This is a genomic window from Pseudomonas sp. C2.3V (assembly GCF_058536325.1).
Genome location: NZ_JBZUBN010000001.1, coordinates 1,410,074 through 1,427,953 on the forward strand (window position 1 = coordinate 1,410,074; position 17,880 = coordinate 1,427,953).

18 protein-coding genes are annotated in these 17,880 nt (G+C 52.1%); 11 read left to right on the forward strand and 7 right to left on the reverse strand.

Annotated features, from left to right (window positions below; translation table 11 throughout):
* Window positions 1-12 precede the first annotated feature (12 nt).
* The 7 genes from cyoE to AC4LF3_RS06660 form a co-directional block, all read right to left on the reverse strand.
* The gene (cyoE, locus tag AC4LF3_RS06630) at window positions 13-900 is read right to left on the reverse strand and encodes a heme o synthase (protein WP_010797660.1); all 888 of its coding nucleotides are present in this window, start codon (window positions 898-900) and stop codon (window positions 13-15) included.
* An 11-nt stretch (window positions 901-911) separates the two neighbouring features.
* The gene (cyoD, locus tag AC4LF3_RS06635) at window positions 912-1,250 is read right to left on the reverse strand and encodes a cytochrome o ubiquinol oxidase subunit IV (RefSeq protein ID WP_010797661.1); all 339 of its coding nucleotides are present in this window, start codon (window positions 1,248-1,250) and stop codon (window positions 912-914) included.
* Window positions 1,250-1,864, reverse strand: a complete 615-nt coding sequence (locus AC4LF3_RS06640; protein WP_491834978.1) for a cytochrome o ubiquinol oxidase subunit III — start codon at window positions 1,862-1,864, stop codon at window positions 1,250-1,252. Before AC4LF3_RS06640 ends, cyoD begins: the two co-directional genes overlap by 1 nt.
* A 4-nt stretch (window positions 1,865-1,868) precedes the next feature.
* Window positions 1,869-3,848 carry a cytochrome o ubiquinol oxidase subunit I gene (gene cyoB / locus AC4LF3_RS06645; protein WP_010797663.1) on the reverse strand — a complete coding sequence of 660 codons (1,980 nt, stop codon included), beginning with the start codon at window positions 3,846-3,848 and terminating at the stop codon, window positions 1,869-1,871.
* Between the two features lie 3 nt (window positions 3,849-3,851).
* Window positions 3,852-4,769 carry a ubiquinol oxidase subunit II gene (gene cyoA, locus AC4LF3_RS06650; RefSeq protein WP_026003959.1) on the reverse strand — a complete coding sequence of 306 codons (918 nt, stop codon included), beginning with the start codon at window positions 4,767-4,769 and terminating at the stop codon, window positions 3,852-3,854.
* 1,072 nt (window positions 4,770-5,841) lie between these two features.
* Window positions 5,842-6,462, reverse strand: coding sequence for an NAD(P)H-dependent oxidoreductase (locus AC4LF3_RS06655; RefSeq protein WP_122043095.1), 621 nt, complete (start codon window positions 6,460-6,462; stop codon window positions 5,842-5,844).
* On the reverse strand, window positions 6,455-7,849 hold the full coding sequence (locus AC4LF3_RS06660; RefSeq protein ID WP_491834979.1) for a class II fumarate hydratase: 1,395 nt from the start codon (window positions 7,847-7,849) through the stop codon (window positions 6,455-6,457). Before AC4LF3_RS06660 ends, AC4LF3_RS06655 begins: the two co-directional genes overlap by 8 nt.
* 288 nt (window positions 7,850-8,137) lie before the next feature.
* Between AC4LF3_RS06660 and AC4LF3_RS06665 the strand changes: the two genes are divergently transcribed.
* The 11 genes from AC4LF3_RS06665 (at window position 8,138) to AC4LF3_RS06715 (ending at window position 17,875) form a co-directional block, all read left to right on the forward strand.
* The gene (locus AC4LF3_RS06665; protein WP_239383634.1) at window positions 8,138-8,665 is read left to right on the forward strand and encodes a DUF2059 domain-containing protein; all 528 of its coding nucleotides are present in this window, start codon (window positions 8,138-8,140) and stop codon (window positions 8,663-8,665) included.
* A gap of 13 nt (window positions 8,666-8,678) precedes the next feature.
* Window positions 8,679-8,993, forward strand: coding sequence for a BolA family protein (locus tag AC4LF3_RS06670; RefSeq protein ID WP_010797668.1), 315 nt, complete (start codon window positions 8,679-8,681; stop codon window positions 8,991-8,993).
* A gap of 137 nt (window positions 8,994-9,130) precedes the next feature.
* Window positions 9,131-10,081: an oxygen-dependent tRNA uridine(34) hydroxylase TrhO gene (trhO, locus tag AC4LF3_RS06675; RefSeq protein WP_019365884.1), complete on the forward strand. Its 951-nt coding sequence runs from the start codon at window positions 9,131-9,133 to the stop codon at window positions 10,079-10,081.
* 3 nt (window positions 10,082-10,084) lie between these two features.
* On the forward strand, window positions 10,085-10,717 hold the full coding sequence (locus tag AC4LF3_RS06680) for a DsbA family protein (protein ID WP_312271376.1): 633 nt from the start codon (window positions 10,085-10,087) through the stop codon (window positions 10,715-10,717).
* Between the two features lie 75 nt (window positions 10,718-10,792).
* Window positions 10,793-11,209, forward strand: a complete 417-nt coding sequence (gene arfB / locus AC4LF3_RS06685) for an alternative ribosome rescue aminoacyl-tRNA hydrolase ArfB (protein ID WP_074827520.1) — start codon at window positions 10,793-10,795, stop codon at window positions 11,207-11,209.
* Window positions 11,210-11,478: 269 nt separating this feature from the next.
* Window positions 11,479-13,440: an acetate--CoA ligase gene (gene acs, locus AC4LF3_RS06690; RefSeq protein WP_491834980.1), complete on the forward strand. Its 1,962-nt coding sequence runs from the start codon at window positions 11,479-11,481 to the stop codon at window positions 13,438-13,440.
* Between the two features lie 395 nt (window positions 13,441-13,835).
* Window positions 13,836-14,615 (forward strand): ABC transporter substrate-binding protein, encoded by a 780-nt coding sequence (locus AC4LF3_RS06695; protein WP_491834981.1) that lies wholly within the window; start codon window positions 13,836-13,838, stop codon window positions 14,613-14,615.
* A 90-nt stretch (window positions 14,616-14,705) separates the two neighbouring features.
* On the forward strand, window positions 14,706-15,395 hold the full coding sequence (locus AC4LF3_RS06700; protein WP_010797674.1) for an ABC transporter permease: 690 nt from the start codon (window positions 14,706-14,708) through the stop codon (window positions 15,393-15,395).
* Window positions 15,392-16,090 (forward strand): ABC transporter permease, encoded by a 699-nt coding sequence (locus tag AC4LF3_RS06705; protein ID WP_010797675.1) that lies wholly within the window; start codon window positions 15,392-15,394, stop codon window positions 16,088-16,090. Before AC4LF3_RS06700 ends, AC4LF3_RS06705 begins: the two co-directional genes overlap by 4 nt.
* 57 nt (window positions 16,091-16,147) lie before the next feature.
* A complete protein-coding gene (locus tag AC4LF3_RS06710; RefSeq protein ID WP_010797676.1) occupies window positions 16,148-16,912 on the forward strand; it encodes an ABC transporter ATP-binding protein in 765 nt (254 codons plus the stop codon).
* 3 nt (window positions 16,913-16,915) lie between these two features.
* Window positions 16,916-17,875 carry a GlxA family transcriptional regulator gene (locus tag AC4LF3_RS06715; protein ID WP_019365888.1) on the forward strand — a complete coding sequence of 320 codons (960 nt, stop codon included), beginning with the start codon at window positions 16,916-16,918 and terminating at the stop codon, window positions 17,873-17,875.
* Window positions 17,876-17,880: the final 5 nt, after the last annotated feature.

A 17,880-nucleotide genomic window follows, 5' to 3' on the forward strand; every position in this document is an offset into this window, starting at 1 on the left:
GGTGAGGCACTGTTAGCGAGCCATTGCTACCAGTACTTCAGAGGCAGGAACATTGAAGTCTACCGACATCATCACGCTCAGCGCAGTGATCGTAACGATGGAGAAGACGAACAATTTTCTTGCCCAGGCATTGTCATCGTTGGTCTTGTAGCCCATTAGAGCCATGCGCAACCAATAAACGCCCATGGCTGCTGCAACCACCAAGTACTTATAACCGGCGTAGCCCCCAATCGTGAGCGCTAGCGTAGCGGCCAAAAAGGCCAGGATATAGACCGTAATATGGCGCTTGGTTACAGGGATACCCTTCATGACTGGCAATACCGGAATTGAAGCTGCCCGATAGTCGTTCAGTCTGAAGATTGCAATAGCGTAGGAGTGCGGCATTTGCCAGAGGCAGAAAATCAGCAGAAGGATAGCGGCACCCATATCGAACTCATTGCTAACGGCGCAATAGCCGATTACAGGAGGAGCCGCACCCGACAGGCTACCCACTAGGGTGCCATACACAGATTTACGCTTCAGGCACAGGCTGTATAGACCCACATACACAACGAATCCCATGAGCCCAAAGGCTGCGGATAGCGCATTTACCTTGAAGTAAAGAAGCGCGATACCCGCAATGCCCAAGAGCGTGGCATAGGACAATGTGACACTTGGAGAGATAAGTCCTTGGACGAGGACACGATTTTTCGTCCGTTCCATGACCTTATCAATGTCACGGTCAATATAGTTATTGAAGACGCAGCCGGAAGCGATGACCAGAGACACCCCTACTGCGGTAGCTAAGAAAAGTGCTAAGTCGATGCTTCCTTTCGAAGCAAGGAAAAAACCTCCGGCAACCGAGATCAGGTTGCCGAAGATAATGCCTGGCTTCGTTATAAGTAGGTATTTCTTGATCATCGAAGCGACTCTTAGTGGGCCAGCATGTTGCTATGCATGCCGTGAATGATCCACAGCGAGCCCGCGACCACGATAACAGTAATCAGAATAGTGAAAGCAAAAGCGATCACATTCCAGCGCTGCTCGGACGACGTGTTCATGTGCAGGAAGAACACTAGGTGTACAAAGATCTGCACAAGTGCCATCACCCAGATCACGATCAGCGTAGCCGACTGTGACAACACAGGGTTCATGACAATGCCGAATGGGATCACGGTCAGGATGACGGACAGAACGAAGCCGATAATGTAAGACTTCACAGTGCCGTGGCTAGAGCCCGCATGGACGATATGTCCGTGTTCGTGAGCCATTACATAACCCCCATCAGATATACAACGGTAAACACGCAGATCCAGACGATGTCCAGGAAGTGCCAGAAGAGGCTCAGGCACATCAGGCGGGTCTGGTTGGTCGCAGTCAGACCTTTCTGGCTAACCTGAATCATCAGGATTGCCATCCAGATCAGACCGGATGTGACGTGCAGACCGTGAGTACCGACCAAGGTAAAGAACGCAGATAGAAACGCGCTACGCTGAGGGCCAAAACCTTCTGCAATCAGGTGGTGGAATTCGTTGATTTCCATCACGATGAAGCCAAGGCCGAATAGGAAAGTAATCGCCAACCAACCCAGGACTTTGCTCTTCTGCTCTTTATGCGCAGCGATCATGGCAAAGCCATACGTGATACTACTGAACAGCAGCAGGAAGGTTTCTACCAGAACATAGGACAGTTCAAAAATTTCTTTACCGGTAGGACCACCGGCAAAGCTACCGCTCAGGACAGCATAGGATGCGAAAATAGTCGCAAACAGGATGCAGTCCGTCATCAGGTATAGCCAGAAGCCGAATACAGTCATGGATCCGGCATCGTGGTGCCCATGCTCCTCAGCATGGGCAACTTGGTTATGAAGAACTTGACTAGACATAGGTTTAAGCCTGACTCGCTGCTAGTTTCTGGAGATGTTCATTCTCGATACGTGCCACTTCAGCGGCAGGTACGTAGTAGTCGATGTCATCGTCGAAGCTGCGAACGATAAAGGTAGCGATCATGCCGACGAATCCAACAGCAGCTAGCCACCAGATGTGCCAGATAAGAGCAAAGCCGAGGGCTAGACTGAACATACCCATGATGAATCCAACGCCTGTGTTGCGCGGCATGTGAATGTCTTTGTAGTCAGCAGCTTTACGCTCAGCCAGACCTTTTTCCTTAGCTCCCCAGTACGCGTCGATATCATCAACAACCGGCTGCTCTGCGAAGTTATAGAAAGGTGGCGGAGAAGAAGTAGACCATTCCAGTGTACGGCCACCCCATGGGTCACCGGTTACATCCTGGTTCAGTTTACGGTCACGGATGCTGACATAGTACTGAAGCAACTGGCATAGGACGCCACACAGGATGATAGCTGTACCAATAGCCGCCACGATCAGCCAAGGATGCCAGTCCGGGTTGTCATAGTGGTTCAGACGACGAGTCATACCCATGAAGCCCAGTACATACAGCGGCATGAAGGCTACATAGAAGCCAACCAACCAGCACCAGAAGGCGTATTTACCCAGTCTTTCATTAAGTGTGAAACCGAAGGCTTTCGGGAACCAGTAGGCAACACCTGCAAAGTAACCGAATACAGCGCCACCAATGATCACGTTATGGAAGTGAGCGATCAGGAACAGGCTGTTGTGCAGAACGAAGTCGGCACCTGGAACAGCCAGTAGAACGCCAGTCATACCACCGATACTGAAGGTGACAATAAAGCCAATCGTCCACAACATGGGAGTAGTGAAGCGGATACGGCCTTTATACATGGTGAAGAGCCAGGTAAAGATCTTCACACCAGTCGGGATGGCAATAATAGTCGTAGCGATACCGAAGAACGCATTGACGTTAGCGCCGGAGCCCATGGTAAAGAAGTGGTGCAGCCATACGATAAAGGACAGCACGGTAATAGCCAGCGTAGCCCATACCATGGATACGTAGCCGAACATGCGCTTGCCGCTGAATGTAGACGCTACCTCAGAGAACACGCCAAAGGCGGGCAGAATGAGGATATATACTTCCGGGTGACCCCACGCCCAAATCAAGTTGACGTACATCATGGGGTTGCCACCAAGCTCGTTGGTGAAGAAGTGCATGCCCAGATAACGGTCAAGCGAGAGCATAGCCAATGTGGCGGTCAGAATCGGGAAAGCTGCAACGATCAGAATACTGGTGCACAGGGCGTTCCAGGTGAAGATCGGCATTCTCATTAGAGTCATGCCAGTGGTACGCATTTTTAAAATGGTTACCACAAAGTTCACACCTGTTAACAACGTACCCAGGCCCGAAAGCTGCAATGCCCAGATGTAGTAATCTACCCCTACGCCCGGGCTATATTGAATACCCGATAGTGGTGGATAGGCTACCCAGCCGGTTGCTGCGAATTCACCTATGGCTAGAGACAGGTTGATGAGGATCGCACCTACCGCGAACACCCAGAAGCTGAAGGAGTTCAGGAAGGGGAAGGCAACGTCCCGCGCGCCAATTTGCAGCGGCACGACAAGGTTCATCAGGCCAGTCACCATCGGCATGGCCACGAAGAAGATCATGATCGTGCCGTGTGCGGTGAAAATCTGGTCATAGTGATGCGGAGGCAGATAGCCTTCTGCACCGCCGGCTGCGATAGCCTGCTGTGCACGCATCATAATGGCGTCGGAGAAGCCGCGGAGCAGCATGATGAGCGCCACCAGGATGTACATCACCCCGATTTTCTTGTGGTCAACTGTCGTGATCCATTCGGACCACAGGTAACCCCATTTCTTGAAATAGGTGAGGCCGATAAATACGGCTATCACACCCAGAATCATGGCACCGACCGCACCTACGATGATCGGTTCATGATAAGGAATGTCTGCGAGACTTAATTTTCCGAACATGATTTACTCCGCCGCACCTTCGTGCGCACTCTTATTCATTGCCTGATCCATTACCTGATCTACACGCTTGCTGTAATCGCCTTTCAAGTATTTATCGATGATGTCCTGGAAAAGGTGAGGAGCCACGGATGAGTAATACTCGATCGGGTGCTTCTCGCTGGGCATGGCCAGGTCTGCATAGACCTCAGAGCTCAGTGTCTTGGGAGAAGCCTTGACCTTGTCGACCCACGCGTTGAATTCTTCAGGTGTCGTAGCGTGTGCGATGAACTTCATATCCGAGAAGCCAGCGCCGCTGTAGTTGGCCGAGCCACCGCCATATTGGCCAGTTTCATGAGCCATCAAATGCAGTTGGGTCTGCATGCCACCCATGGCGTAAACCATGCTGCCCAAGGCCGGAATAAACAGAGTGTTCATGACGGTATCGGAGGTGATGCGAAAGTTAACCGGCGTGTTGGCCGGGAATGCAATCTCGTTGACCGTAGCGATGCCCTGTTCCGGATAAACGAAAACCCACTTCCAATCGGTAGCAATAGCTTCGATGGTAATCGGCTTGACGTCAGAGTCGAGTGGCCTGAAAGGGTCAAGAGAGTGGCTGGTCTTCCAGATGAGCACGGCCAGAATAGCCACGATCACCAGCGGAACACCCCACACCACCACTTCAATCTTGGTCGAGTGCGCCCAATTGGGTGCGTAATCGGCATCCTTATTGGAGGCGCGATATTTGATTGAGAAAAGGATCGCCATGACGATGACTGGGATAACGACAATCAACATCAGGCCAGTGGCAGTCAATATAAGGTGTTTTGATTCTAAACCTACTGGGCCTTTAGGGTCTAAAAGCGTCATGTTACAACCACTGAGTAAACCAGTGGCACCTAAAGCCAATAGGCTAGAAAAAATACTATGTTTCTTTTTTCTCATCTCACGACCTCGGTTGAGGGGCACTCTTCGTTTCAGGGGGATAGCCAGTAATCGGTACCATCACTTATTTAAGTGCGGCGCAGAAATAGGTCAGGCTGATGAAGCTTTGGGTGTCGCGGTCATTACAAACGTGTCGATGACGTGGTGCGTCATTGAGTCACATGTAAGGATATGTTACGACCGAAATCCATTTGAGCCAAGCTGAGCCAGTCTTGGGCCTACGTCTGGATTGCACGTTTCACCAGTCCTCCTTACCTAGCCTGCGTAGAGTGCGGGCTTGTTCGGGCCTTAATGTTGAAATCGATCGCAACTGGAAAACAGGACTCTCCCAGACAGGCTACGCGCTCGTGGTATTACCAAGCATAGCAGGGGATACATTTAAGGCTTGGCCGTGCCATGAATCTTATTCACGTCAGTGCCGTGTACCAAAAAATAACGCTGCAACTTGGGTAGCGTAAGCTGTACCAATAAGCACGAGGCCTATGCGGACGCGCTAATGGGCAGCATCCGGACCAATCTCGCTTGCTTACCAACCCGGTGGACTTGAAGCCATCTGCTTGCGAGCGAGCATATTGTTGCAAGTTGAAAATTCACCCTGCCTTATGTAGGCATATTGCTATCAATCAGGTGTTTTTTCTCTCTCTCAAGAGCGCTTCAAGGCACGCCTTATTGGGCCGTGCGCAGTTTAAGTTCATCTAGGGTTCACGTCTATCATTGAGTCGCTTTTAGGCGATACAAGGAGCTAGCTAAGTCCTTGATTTTTCAATACCTGCTTCAATATGTCGCACCTTGGTTGAGAGATTGTTGATTGTAGGGAATTGACAGCAGGCAAGCACTACAAAAAGAAGCGGGAAAGGAGTCGAAGCGAGAGTGCTAAAAATAAAGATTGTTACATATTATGAAATTATGTTTTGTCATGAAAGTGCGCTGACAAGCATACGCCAGCGCAACTCAAATAAGGTTTGGTTTCTACGAAGTCAGTTCTGTTATGCATATTGGGGCTTTCTTATTTAAAAGACTATTTATTAAGTTCAGGTAATTAATTTAGCAGCATACCTTTTAATAAAGGTTTCTAGTTCAAGTATGACCCCATTCTTTGCACATCTTGAAGCCATCTCAATCGTTGTTCCTCGCTACTTGCTCTTATTGGTGCGAATTCCAGATGTTCACGAATCTGTATGCCACACACATCCAAGGCCTCTCGCATCATGAGGCGATGCGGAGAAAGTCCTCTCAGGCGCTTCCAGGGAGTGGGCAGGCTGTCAGCAGTGACGATAAGGTCAGCGCTTCGGCCTGATAGAAGTTGTTCACCTCCCCAGATCTGATCGCGATAAGCGAATGCAAAGCCTGGCAAGAAAACACGCTCGATAAAGCCGCTTAAAAGGGCAGGTAGACCACCCCACCAGATGGGGTAAACAAATAGAAGATGTTCTGCCCAATGAATCAGTCGTTGAGCTTCCAGCAAATCTTCTTCAAGAATCTGGCTCTTATCGTAGCCTTCTCGAAGTACCGGGTCGAAACTAAGCTCTCCCAGTCGTAGTTCACGTACCACATGATTATGTTGGCGAGCCCCTTGTATATAGGCTGCGCTCAGCGCATGACAGAAGCTTTCGCTCTTGGGCGAGCCCTGGATAACCAGGACTCGTTTGCCATCGCCCTCTAGAGGTGTTGCGCCCGTTCTTGGCTCAGCCATGGCTGCCTGCTTCCAGCATGGTTTCAGGCCTTACCCACTCATCGAACTGCGCCTCGTTCAGATGACCAAGCTCAAGGGCCGCTGTTCTGAGGGTCTTATTTTCGGCATAAGCCTTCTTCGCAATTTCAGCGGCCTTGTCATAACCAATGTGGGGGTTCAAGGCTGTTACAAGCATCAGACCTTGCTCAAGGTGAGCTGCCATTTTCTCGGCGTCAGGCTCCATGCCGGCTACGCAATGTTTGTTGAAATTGCGGCAGCCGTCGGCCAGTAAGCGAATGGATTCAAGAATGTTATAGGCAATGACAGGCTTGAAGACGTTCAGCTGCAGATGCCCCTGGCTGGCAGCGAAAGTGATGGTGGTATCGTTCCCCATTACCTGGCAGGCCAGCATGGTCAAGGCTTCCGCCTGGGTTGGATTGACCTTGCCGGGCATAATGGAACTGCCAGGCTCATTGGCTGGTAGCTTGACCTCGGCAAAGCCTGCCCTGGGGCCGGAGCCCAGCAGGCGCAGGTCGTTACCAATCTTCATGAGGGCTACGGCCAGCGTTTTCAGTGCGCCTGACAGTGCGCTAAGTGGTTCGTGACCTGCCAGGGCAGCAAACTTGTTGGGTGCAGTGACAAAGGGTAGGCCGGTAAGTGATGCAATTTCTTTTGCAATAGCCTCGTCGAAGCCTTTGGGAGAGTTGAGGCCAGTTCCTACTGCCGTTCCGCCCTGAGCAAGTTCATAAATGGCTGGAAGGGCTGCACGAATGGCGCTCTGAGCGATGTCGAGCTGAGCGACGTAGGCCGATACTTCCTGGCCGAAAGTAATAGGTGTTGCGTCCATCATATGGGTACGGCCAGTTTTGACCAGACTCATATGGCGTGCGGCCTGCTGGGCCAGACCTCCGGAAAGCTCATCGATAGCAGGCAGCAGATCTCCCAGTACGGCTTGTGCAGTTGCGATGTGCATGGCAGTCGGGAAGCAGTCGTTGGAGCTTTGGCCGCGGTTGACATGGTCGTTAGGGTGCACAGGCTTCTTGCCGCCCTTGCCCTGGCCTGCAAGTTCATTGGCGCGCCCCGCAATCACTTCATTGACGTTCATATTGCTTTGGGTGCCGCTGCCGGTTTGCCAGACAACCAAGGGAAACTGATCATCATGACGCCCTTCAAGCACCTCATTGCTTGATTGCTCGATAAGGTCCGCTATCTCTTGCGGCAATTCGCCTAGCCCTGCATTCACCCGAGCCGCTGCTTTCTTGATCAGCGTAAGTGCATGCACGATCGCCAGCGGCATTTTCTGGCCACCAATGGCGAAGTTTTCCATGGAGCGCTGTGTCTGAGCTCCCCAATAGGCATTTTCGTCGACTTCTACAGGACCTAGGCTGTCGGTTTCGGTACGGCTCATGATGCTCTCCTGCATGCAGATTTGGGTGGTCGGCGCGCTGGCCAATGAAAGGCCTTCAAGTAGTGATGAGAAACCAATAGAGCCAAGGCTAGCGCTTATCGGTGATTAGTCTATTCAGATGTGGGGTGGGTTCCGAAAACATCAGGCGGGTCAGATTTCAGCTGGATTTACCATTGAAGATGCTGAAGCTTGCCTGAACGGAGCCGGAATACGACTTGAGTCATCGGGAAACACGTGGGCAGAATACGGATCTTTTAGCTATCGCTATTCATGTTCAAAGGATGTCCGATGAAGACTTTTCGTGCTGTCTGCACCGCTGTGATGCTCTCTGGTGTCAGTGGCCTGGCCCTGGCTGATGCGGCTAGCCATGCTGCCCAAGCCGAGCGGTTTCTAAAGCTGGCCAACGCCGACAAGCTCACTACACCGGTTTATGCCCAAGTGCATGAATTGTTTGATCAGCATTTCGCCCAAGCCAAGGCTCCGGGCAAGAAGGCTGTTCTTGAAAGCTACGTTGCTCGTGCTAATGCAACACTGGACAAGTCGATTGGTTGGGACAAGGTTAAGCCTGATCTGGTCAAGCTCTATACTCAGAACTTCAGTGAAGCCGAGCTGAAAGACTTGATCGACTTCTACCAGTCTCCACTGGGTAAGAAAATGATGAACACGCTACCGCAGATCTCCATGCAGTCTGCCCAGCTGACCCAGGGCAAGCTCGAGCAGGCAGTTCCCCAGGTCAACAAGCTGCTGAGTGATATGGATAAGGAGCTGGGTGTTAAGCCACAGGCTGCTCCTGAAGGTAGCGGTTCTAAGAAATAAGCGAGACCTATCCATGAGTATGCGCGACCGTATTCTTTCAACGTTAAGCATGCTGCAGCCGCAGCATCTTGATGTTGTTGACGAAAGCCACATGCACAGCCGTGGTCAGGAAACCCATTACAAGGCTGTAGTGGTCAGTGAACAATTTGAAGGGTTGAATGCCGTTAAGCGGCATCAGAAGGTCTACGGGGCGCTGGGTGGGCTGATGGGTGAGTTTCATGCCCTGGCGCTTCATACCTACACACCCGAAGAGTGGGCCAGGCAAGGAATGGCACCTGAGTCGCCGACATGTCGCGGTGGCAGCAAGCATGACGGACTGCACGACTAGAAATGGCTGTGTTCCGCTTGAGGGCTCTGTTCAAGCCCGTTGCGCTTCCTTAGACTTGTCGCTCCAGCGCCGGCCTTTGCCGGCGTTGTGCATTAACCGGTCCGTCCCTTACGAGGACGACCACTGGAGAAGTCGACATGTCTGGTTCTATTGTTGTAGCTGCACTGTATAAATTTGTCACCCTTGAAGATTACGTCGAGCGCCGTGAGCCCTTGCTTACTGTCATGTTGGACAATGAGGTAAAGGGCACCCTGCTACTGGCGCAAGAGGGCATCAATGGCACCATTGCTGGCTCTCGGGCCGGAATTGATGCGGTTCTGGCTTTTTTGAAGGCAGACTCGCGTCTGGTTGATCTTGAGCACAAGGAATCCTATTGCGATGAGCAGCCGTTCTATCGGACCAAGGTCAAGCTCAAGAAGGAAATTGTCACCTTGGGCGTGCCGGGCGTCGATCCCAACAAGAAGGTTGGAACCTACGTAGATCCGAAAGACTGGAATGCGCTTATTTCAGACCCTGATGTTGTATTGATTGATACGCGCAATGATTACGAGGTCGGTATCGGGACCTTTACCAATGCGGTGGATCCCAAGACCAAATCCTTCCGCGAGTTTCCTCAGTATGTCAGGCAGAATTTTGATCCTTCCCGTCATAAAAAAGTGGCCATGTTCTGCACTGGTGGTATCCGCTGCGAGAAAGCATCGAGCTTCATGCTCAATGAGGGCTTTGAAGAGGTCTATCATCTTAAGGGTGGTATTCTGAAATATCTGGAAGAGGTGCCGCAGGAGGACAGTCTTTGGCAGGGGGACTGTTTTGTGTTCGATAACCGTGTAACGGTCAGGCACGATCTGAGTGAAGGGGAGTATGATCAGTGTCATGCTTGCCGGACGCCCATATCAGCTGCAGATCGGGAATCTGAGCACTACGTGCCTGGCATTAGCTGTCCTCATTGCTGGGACTCATTGCCAGAAAAAACACGTATCAGCGCACGTGAGCGTCAGAAGCAGATTGAGCTGGCCAGGCAGCGGAATCAGCCGCATCCCATTGGCCGGGATCCCCGACAGGTTTCCAAGCTATCGCAGGAGGCTTGACCTATGAAGGCGCGATTGCTCTATGTAATGGATCCTATGTGTTCCTGGTGCTGGGGGTTCGCGCCTGTCATGGAAGCACTGGCTGAGCAGGCACGTCTCTATGGCGTGCCCATGCATCTTGTCGTAGGTGGGCTGCGTAGAGAGCGAGTCGCCATGGATGCCGCAGCGCGGGTGCGTACTCTGTCTTATTGGCAAGCAGTCGAGGAAACTACAGGCCAACCCTTCACGGTTGACAATGCGCTGCCTGAAGGGTTTGTCTACGATACAGAACCGGCCTGTCGAGCACTAGTTGCAGCAAGAGGATTGGATGAGCAGGCGGTATGGCCGCTGGCAAAGCTTATCCAGCGTGCTTTTTATGTAGAAAACCGCGATGTTACCCAGCCGGCTGTTCTTGTTGAGCTGGCGGAGAAGGCAGGGCTGCCTCGCATTGAGTTTGCTCCGGCTTTCGATGCCCCAGAAACAAGAGCCGCAACCCAGGCGGACTTTGACTGGGCTCTCAATTTAGGCATTGCAGGCTTCCCAACCTTGCTGGCGGAGCGTGAGGGTCAACTAGCACTTGTCACCAATGGTTATCAGCCCCTCGATAACCTCTCCGAGCTTTTGGGCATGTGGTTGGTGCGCGGTACTGAGTTCTAGTCCGCCTATTGTCTTTAAACCCTCATGATCCCTTGAGGTCTATCAAGGTACGTTCTTGCTTATGGCTGCATATCAATGATTAGTATATCCAATACTGTTTCCCTGCCAGATACTGAAGTGGAATTGACGGCGGTGCGTGCTCAGGGGGCGGGCGGCCAAAATGTAAACAAGGTATCCAGCGCCATTCATTTGCGTTTCGATATCCGGGCTTCGTCGCTCCCGGATTTTTATAAAGAAAGGCTGCTAGCTCTGCAGGACACGCGTATTACGCGTGAAGGTGTTGTGGTACTCAAGGCGCAGCAATACAGAACGCAGGAGCAGAACCGTGAAGATGCATTAACGCGTCTTGCTGAGCTTATTCAGAGTGTTACCCGCGTTCAAAAAACACGTCGTCCAACCAAGCCAACGCTGGCGTCCAAAAAGAGACGACTCGAAGGAAAGACCAAGCGCAGTGCAGTCAAGGCAGGGCGTGGCCGGGTTGATTTTTCATAGAGGAGTTTGTACGGACATTTGATTTGTCTGCAGTGTTTCCTGAGCATGACTCCCTTCTTTTGATGTAAGCCTGCCTTTTTGATGGTAATCAGATTATCTGGCGCCTCGGCTGTCTTTCACCGGGACATCAGCGATTTACGTTCCTGTCCATGATCAAGCGGCATCAGTACTGAGATAGCCGTTAAGACCTTTGTCGAATAGTTACCAAGGCGCTCAGCCAGTAAAACGGAACTACAAAAACAACAAACTTCTCCGTTGAGGTAACCGCCATGAGTGCCGCATCCCTCTATCCCGTACGTCCTGAAGTAGCCGCCCTGACGCTGACTGATGACGCTAGCTATAAGGCTCTATATCAGAAGTCCGTGATTAATCCAGACGGATTCTGGCGGGAGCAGGCCCAGCGGATCAGCTGGACAAAGCCATTTACTCGCGTCAAACAAACTTCATTTGACGATCACCATGTCGATATCAAGTGGTTTGCCGATGGAACGTTGAACGCGTCTTACAATTGCCTTGATCGCCATCTCGAAACGCGGGGTGATCAAGTGGCTATTATCTGGGAGGGCGATGATCCTTCCGAGCATCGTCACATTACCTATCGTGAATTGCACGAAGAGGTCTGCAAGTTTGCTAATGCACTGCGTGGCCAGGATGTACACCGTGGTGACGTAGTCACCATCTATATGCCGATGATTCCAGAAGCAGTGGTAGCCATGTTGGCGTGCGCTCGCATCGGTGCGGTGCATTCTGTCGTCTTCGGCGGCTTTTCTCCTGAGTCATTAGCGGGTCGTATCAGTGACTGTCGCTCTAAAGTCATCATCACTGCGGACGAGGGTATCCGAGGCGGCAAGAAAACACCTCTGAAAGCCAACGTTGACGAGGCCTTGACCAATCCGGATACATGCTGTGTTCGTAAAGTCATTGTATGCAAGCGCACGGGTGCTCCCATTGCCTGGCATGCGCACCGCGACGTCTGGTATCACGACGTAACTCAGGTTGCCTCCGCGCACTGCGAGCCCAAGGAGATGGATGCCGAGGCGCCACTGTTCATCCTGTATACCTCAGGCTCTACCGGTAAACCCAAGGGCGTCATGCATACTACTGGCGGCTATATGGTTTATGCGTCACTCACGCATGAGCGGGTGTTCGACTATAAGCCAGGCGAGGTTTATTGGTGTACGGCTGATGTAGGCTGGATTACCGGTCATAGCTACATTGTCTACGGGCCTTTAGCCAATGGGGCTACCACGTTATTGTTCGAAGGGGTCCCCAACTACCCGGACGTAACCCGTGTCGCCCAGATTATCGACAAGCATCAGGTAAATATTCTATATACCGCTCCGACGGCTATCCGAGCGATGATGGCCCAGGGGGATGCGGCTGTTCGAGGGGCCGATGGTAAAAGTCTGCGCCTGCTGGGGTCAGTAGGTGAGCCGATCAACCCTGAGGCGTGGCACTGGTACTACAAAACCGTAGGACAAGAGCGCTGCCCGGTTGTTGATACCTGGTGGCAGACCGAGACGGGCGGAATTCTGATCAGTCCATTGCCTGGCGCTACGGCCTTGAAGCCTGGCTCCGCCACACGGCCTTTCTTTGGTGTTCAGCCAGCACTTGTCGATAATGAAGGCAATATCATTGAAGGGGCTGCGGAGGGCAATCTGGTTATTCTAGATTCCTGGCCGGGACAGGCGCGCACGATCTACGGTGACCACGATCGTTTCGTGGATACCTATTTCAAGACATTCAAGGGTATGTATTTCACCGGGGACGGCGCCCGTCGTGACGAGGATGGTTATTACTGGATTACCGGTCGCGTTGATGATGTCCTTAATGTTTCGGGACACCGCATGGGTACGGCAGAGATTGAAAGCTCAATGGTTGCACATCCCAAGGTGGCCGAAGCTGCTGTGGTAGGAATGCCTCACGATCTTAAAGGGCAGGGGATCTATGTTTACGTTACCCTTAACTCAGGTGAAGAGCCTTCGGAAGCGTTACGTCAAGAGCTCAAGCAGTGGGTGCGTAAGGATATAGGGCCTATTGCAACGCCTGACATCATTCAGTGGGCGCCGGGGCTGCCCAAAACACGCTCCGGAAAAATCATGCGTCGGATCCTGCGCAAGATTGCTGTAGGTGAATATGACGCGTTGGGCGACATTTCAACCTTAGCCGATCCAGGTGTTGTTCAGCAGCTTGTTGATACCCATCGTGGCATGAATCAGGCTGTAGCATGAGTACGTAACAACGGATGCGCCGAAATGAGGCCATGAGTAACATCTAGGCTTCATTTCGGCGCATTCTCTCTTCCCTGGCTCTACACGAATTGAGCTAAGCAGCGGTTTCATAAGGAAATATTGTCCTTGGGCGCGCTTATTGCTTCGTATATCTATTTTTAATTTTTTTCAAGCATGCTATCGTATAGCCTGTCAAGACTGTTTAGGTCTGTCTAAAACCCTTCTGTAATTACTTGTCGCATAGACGAAATAACCCTTACTAGGCTGCCGCTAGAATGCCGCTACCCACGCTGCTGCATTGCTGGTGCCATGCATGTGCATAGAGTATTGCCATGCGTATTGGTAGCCTGGGCTATTAACTAACGTCCGCAGCCCATTCCTTCGTAGGAGCTTGCATGAAAAAGCTGGCATTGCTTGGCGCTCTCGCGCTGTCTGTCCTCACCAACGTATCTGTAGCGGCCGATGGCAAGCCGGTTCGCATCGGAATTGAAGCAGCGTATCCGCCCTTTGCCTCGAAAGCAGCCGACGGCAGCATCGTGGGTTTTGACTATGACATCGGTAACGCGCTGTGTGCTGAAATGAAGGTCAAGTGCCAGTGGGTTGAGCAGGAGTTTGATGGTCTTATCCCTGCACTCAAAGTACGCAAGATCGACATGATCCTGTCATCGATGTCCATCACCGATGAACGTAAGCGTTCCGTTGACTTCACCAATAAATATTACAATTCGCCAGCCAAGCTGGTGATGAAGGAAGGCGCTCAGGTCAACGATATCAAGACTGACCTGAAGGGTAAGAAGCTAGGTGTACAGCGTGGCAGTATTCATGACCGCTTTGCTATCGAGGTACTGGAGCCTGCCGGCGTGAGCATCACCCGCTATAGCTCTCAGAATGAAATTTATCTTGATCTGACCGCGGGCCGTCTCGACGGCACATTGGCCGATGCTACCTTATTGGACGACGGCTTCCTGAAAACCGATGCAGGCAAAGGGTTTGCCTTTACCGGGCCTGACTTCAATGATTCCAAGTATTTTGGCGAAGGTATCGGTATCGCTGTACGCAAGAACGACGGTGAGCTGAAAGAGAAGCTGAACACTGCAATCAGCACCATTCGCGAGAACGGTACGTATAAGAAAATTCAGGACAAATACTTTAATTTCAATATTTACGGAAATTAACGAATCCTGATGAGGCGTGGTGGCTTCACTGCCATCGCGCCTGTTTTGTATCTGGGCGCTTGATTTTGTTGCGCTGAGGAGTTGTCCACTATGCTCAACGGCTACGGGGCGAATATTGTCGATGGTGCCTGGCTTACCATACAGCTGGCCCTGATATCCATGGTGTTGGCCTGCGGCCTGGGTCTGGCTGGCGCTGCCTTTCGCCTTTCACCGGTACGCTGGCTGGCTTGGCTGGGCGATCTGTATTCGACAGTCATTCGGGGAATTCCCGACCTGGTATTGATTCTGCTGATCTTCTACGGTGGTCAGGATTTGATTAATCGTCTGGCTCCTATGGTGGGGTATGACGATTACATAGATATCAATCCGTTTGCAGCAGGTGTTTTTACTCTGGGTTTCATCTTCGGCGCATATTTGTCCGAAACCTTTCGAGGCGCTTTTTTGGGTATTCCAAAAGGGCAGGCTGAAGCGGGTGTTGCCTATGGCATGAGCGGCATCCAAGTATTTTTCCGAATTCTTGTCCCGCAAATGATTCGACTGGCCATCCCTGGATTTACCAATAATTGGTTGGTACTGACCAAGGCAACCGCGCTGATCTCTCTGGTGGGACTGCAGGACATGATGTTCAAGGCCAAGCAGGCGGCCGATGCTACCCGCGAGCCCTTCACGTTTTACGTGGCTGTTGCGGCGCTTTATCTGATTATCACCAGCGTGTCGCTTCTGTTGTTGAGGCTGGTTGAAAGACGTTATTCCGCAGGCGTTAAGGTGGCTGACCTATGATCTTTGACTACAACGTCATCTGGGAAAATTTGCCGCTTTATTTTAACGGGCTTCTGGTTACCTTGAAGTTGCTGGCTGTTTCTCTGGTCATTGGGCTGGCCGCTGCCATCCCGCTGGCGTTTATGCGGGTATCCAAGCGTATTCTGATCAATTTTCCTGCCTGGCTTTACACGTATGTAATTCGAGGAACACCAGGCTTGGTGCAGCTTTTCCTGATCTATTACGGCTTGGCTCAATTCGAGGTGATAAGGGAAAGCTGGCTCTGGCCTTGGCTCTCGAACGCCACGTTTTGTGCATGCCTGGCCTTTGCCATCAACACGAGCGCTTATACCGCCGAGATCATTGCGGGTAGCTTGAAGGCAACGCCGCACGGTGAGATCGAGGCGGCTCAGGCGATGGGAATGTCCCGTTCGCTCATGTATCGGCGGATCGTATTACCTTCTGCATTGCGTCGCGCACTGCCTCAGTACAGCAATGAGGTCATCATGATGCTGCAGACGACTAGTCTGGCCTCGATCGTAACCCTGGTCGACATTACCGGCGCAGCCCGTACAGTCAATTCCCAGTTTTATCTGCCTTTCGAGGCCTATGTCACCGCCGGCGTGTTCTACCTTGCGCTGACGTTTATTCTGGTCCGGCTATTCAAACTGGCCGAGCGGCACTGGCTCGCCTATCTGGCGCCTCGTAAACATTAAATATCGAGTACGAGCCGGGGCCTGTGCACTGGCTAGACTAATCAAGGCTTTGAAACCATGTTCAAACTTGAAATACAGGATCTACACAAGCGTTACGGTGATCATGAGGTGATCAAGGGGGTTTCGCTTGCGGCCAAGGCCGGCGATGTCATCAGTATCATCGGCTCCAGCGGTTCGGGTAAATCGACGTTGCTACGTTGCATCAATATGCTGGAACAGCCCCATGCGGGCAAAATCCTGCTTAATGGTGAAGAGCTCAAGCTGCAGTCTACCAAGCAGGGTGCGCTCAAGGCGGCAGATCCCAAGCAGCTGCAGAAGATGCGCTCGCGCTTGGCGATGGTGTTTCAGCATTTCAATCTATGGTCACATATGACGGTGATGCAGAACGTGATCGAGGCGCCAATTCATGTATTGGGTGTTCCCAAGGCTAAAGCCATCGAGCGAGCTGAGCGTTATCTGGCCAAGGTCGGGGTATCTCATCGTAAGGATGCATACCCTGCCCATATGTCGGGAGGCGAGCAGCAACGTGTAGCAATAGCTCGCGCGCTGGCCATGGAGCCTGAAGTCATGCTGTTTGATGAACCTACCTCTGCGCTGGATCCTGAGCTGGTAGGAGAGGTGCTCAAGGTGATGCGTGACCTGGCGCTTGAAGGGCGTACCATGGTGGTGGTTACCCATGAGATGGGCTTTGCCAGAGAGGTCTCCAATCAGGTTATCTTTCTGCATCAGGGGCGCGTCGAGGAGTCTGGCAATCCTCGTGAAGTCCTGGCTAATCCGAGCAGTGTGCGACTACAACAATTCCTGTCTGGCAGCTTGAAATAACATATGGCCATTCGTATAGGCTTTTTGATTTGGCCCGAAACCCGCCCTTTGACGGTAGCCCTGGCCGAAGAAGCCTTTCGAGTGGCTAGACGGCAGCAGGCCAGCGCTGAATACGTGCTTGAATTGATACGCATCGATCAGGCCGAGCAGCGCTTGACGCATATCTCCTGGCCCGCTCAACTGGAGCACTTCCAAAGAGTGTTTTTGTTGGCGGATGAGATTCCGCAATCACTCTCGGTCCCGCTGAGTACGGCGCTAAAGCAGTGCGCTCGATCCGGAGTGCAGGTAGGGGCTATTTCAGCAGGCGTATTTCCGCTGGCTCAGTCAGGTCTGCTTGACGGGTACCGCGCTGCGGTGCACTGGCGCTGGCTGGATGATTTCACAGAGCAGTATCCCAAGGTTATCGCAACTAATCATCTGTTTGAGTGGGACCGTGACCGGCTCTCTGCCTGTGGCGGTCTGGCTATCCTGGACATGGTCTTGGCCATGCTGAGCCATGACCATGGGGCGGACCTGGCTGGTGTTGTTTCGGAAGAGCTGGTTGTCGAGCGAATCCGCGAGGGTAATGAACGCCAGCGAATCCCACTGAAAAACCGGCTGGGCTCCAGTCATCCGAAGCTGACCCAGGCAGTGATGCTCATGGAGGCTAATATTGAAGAGCCGCTTACCACTGATGAAATCGCACAGCATGTCTGCGTGTCACGTCGTCAGCTCGAGCGCATTTTCAAGCAGTACCTGTCACGTGTGCCAAGCCAATACTATCTGGAGCTTCGGCTGAATCGGGCACGCAAGATGCTGATGCAGACCAGCAAATCTATTATTCAGATTGGGCTGTCGTGCGGTTTTTCGTCGGGGCCTCATTTCTCCAGCGCCTACCGAAATTTCTTTGGTGTGACGCCGCGTGATGATCGTAATCAGCGGCGTGGTGCAGGACCGGATGTCGCGGTTGTTACCGAACGTTGAACCGG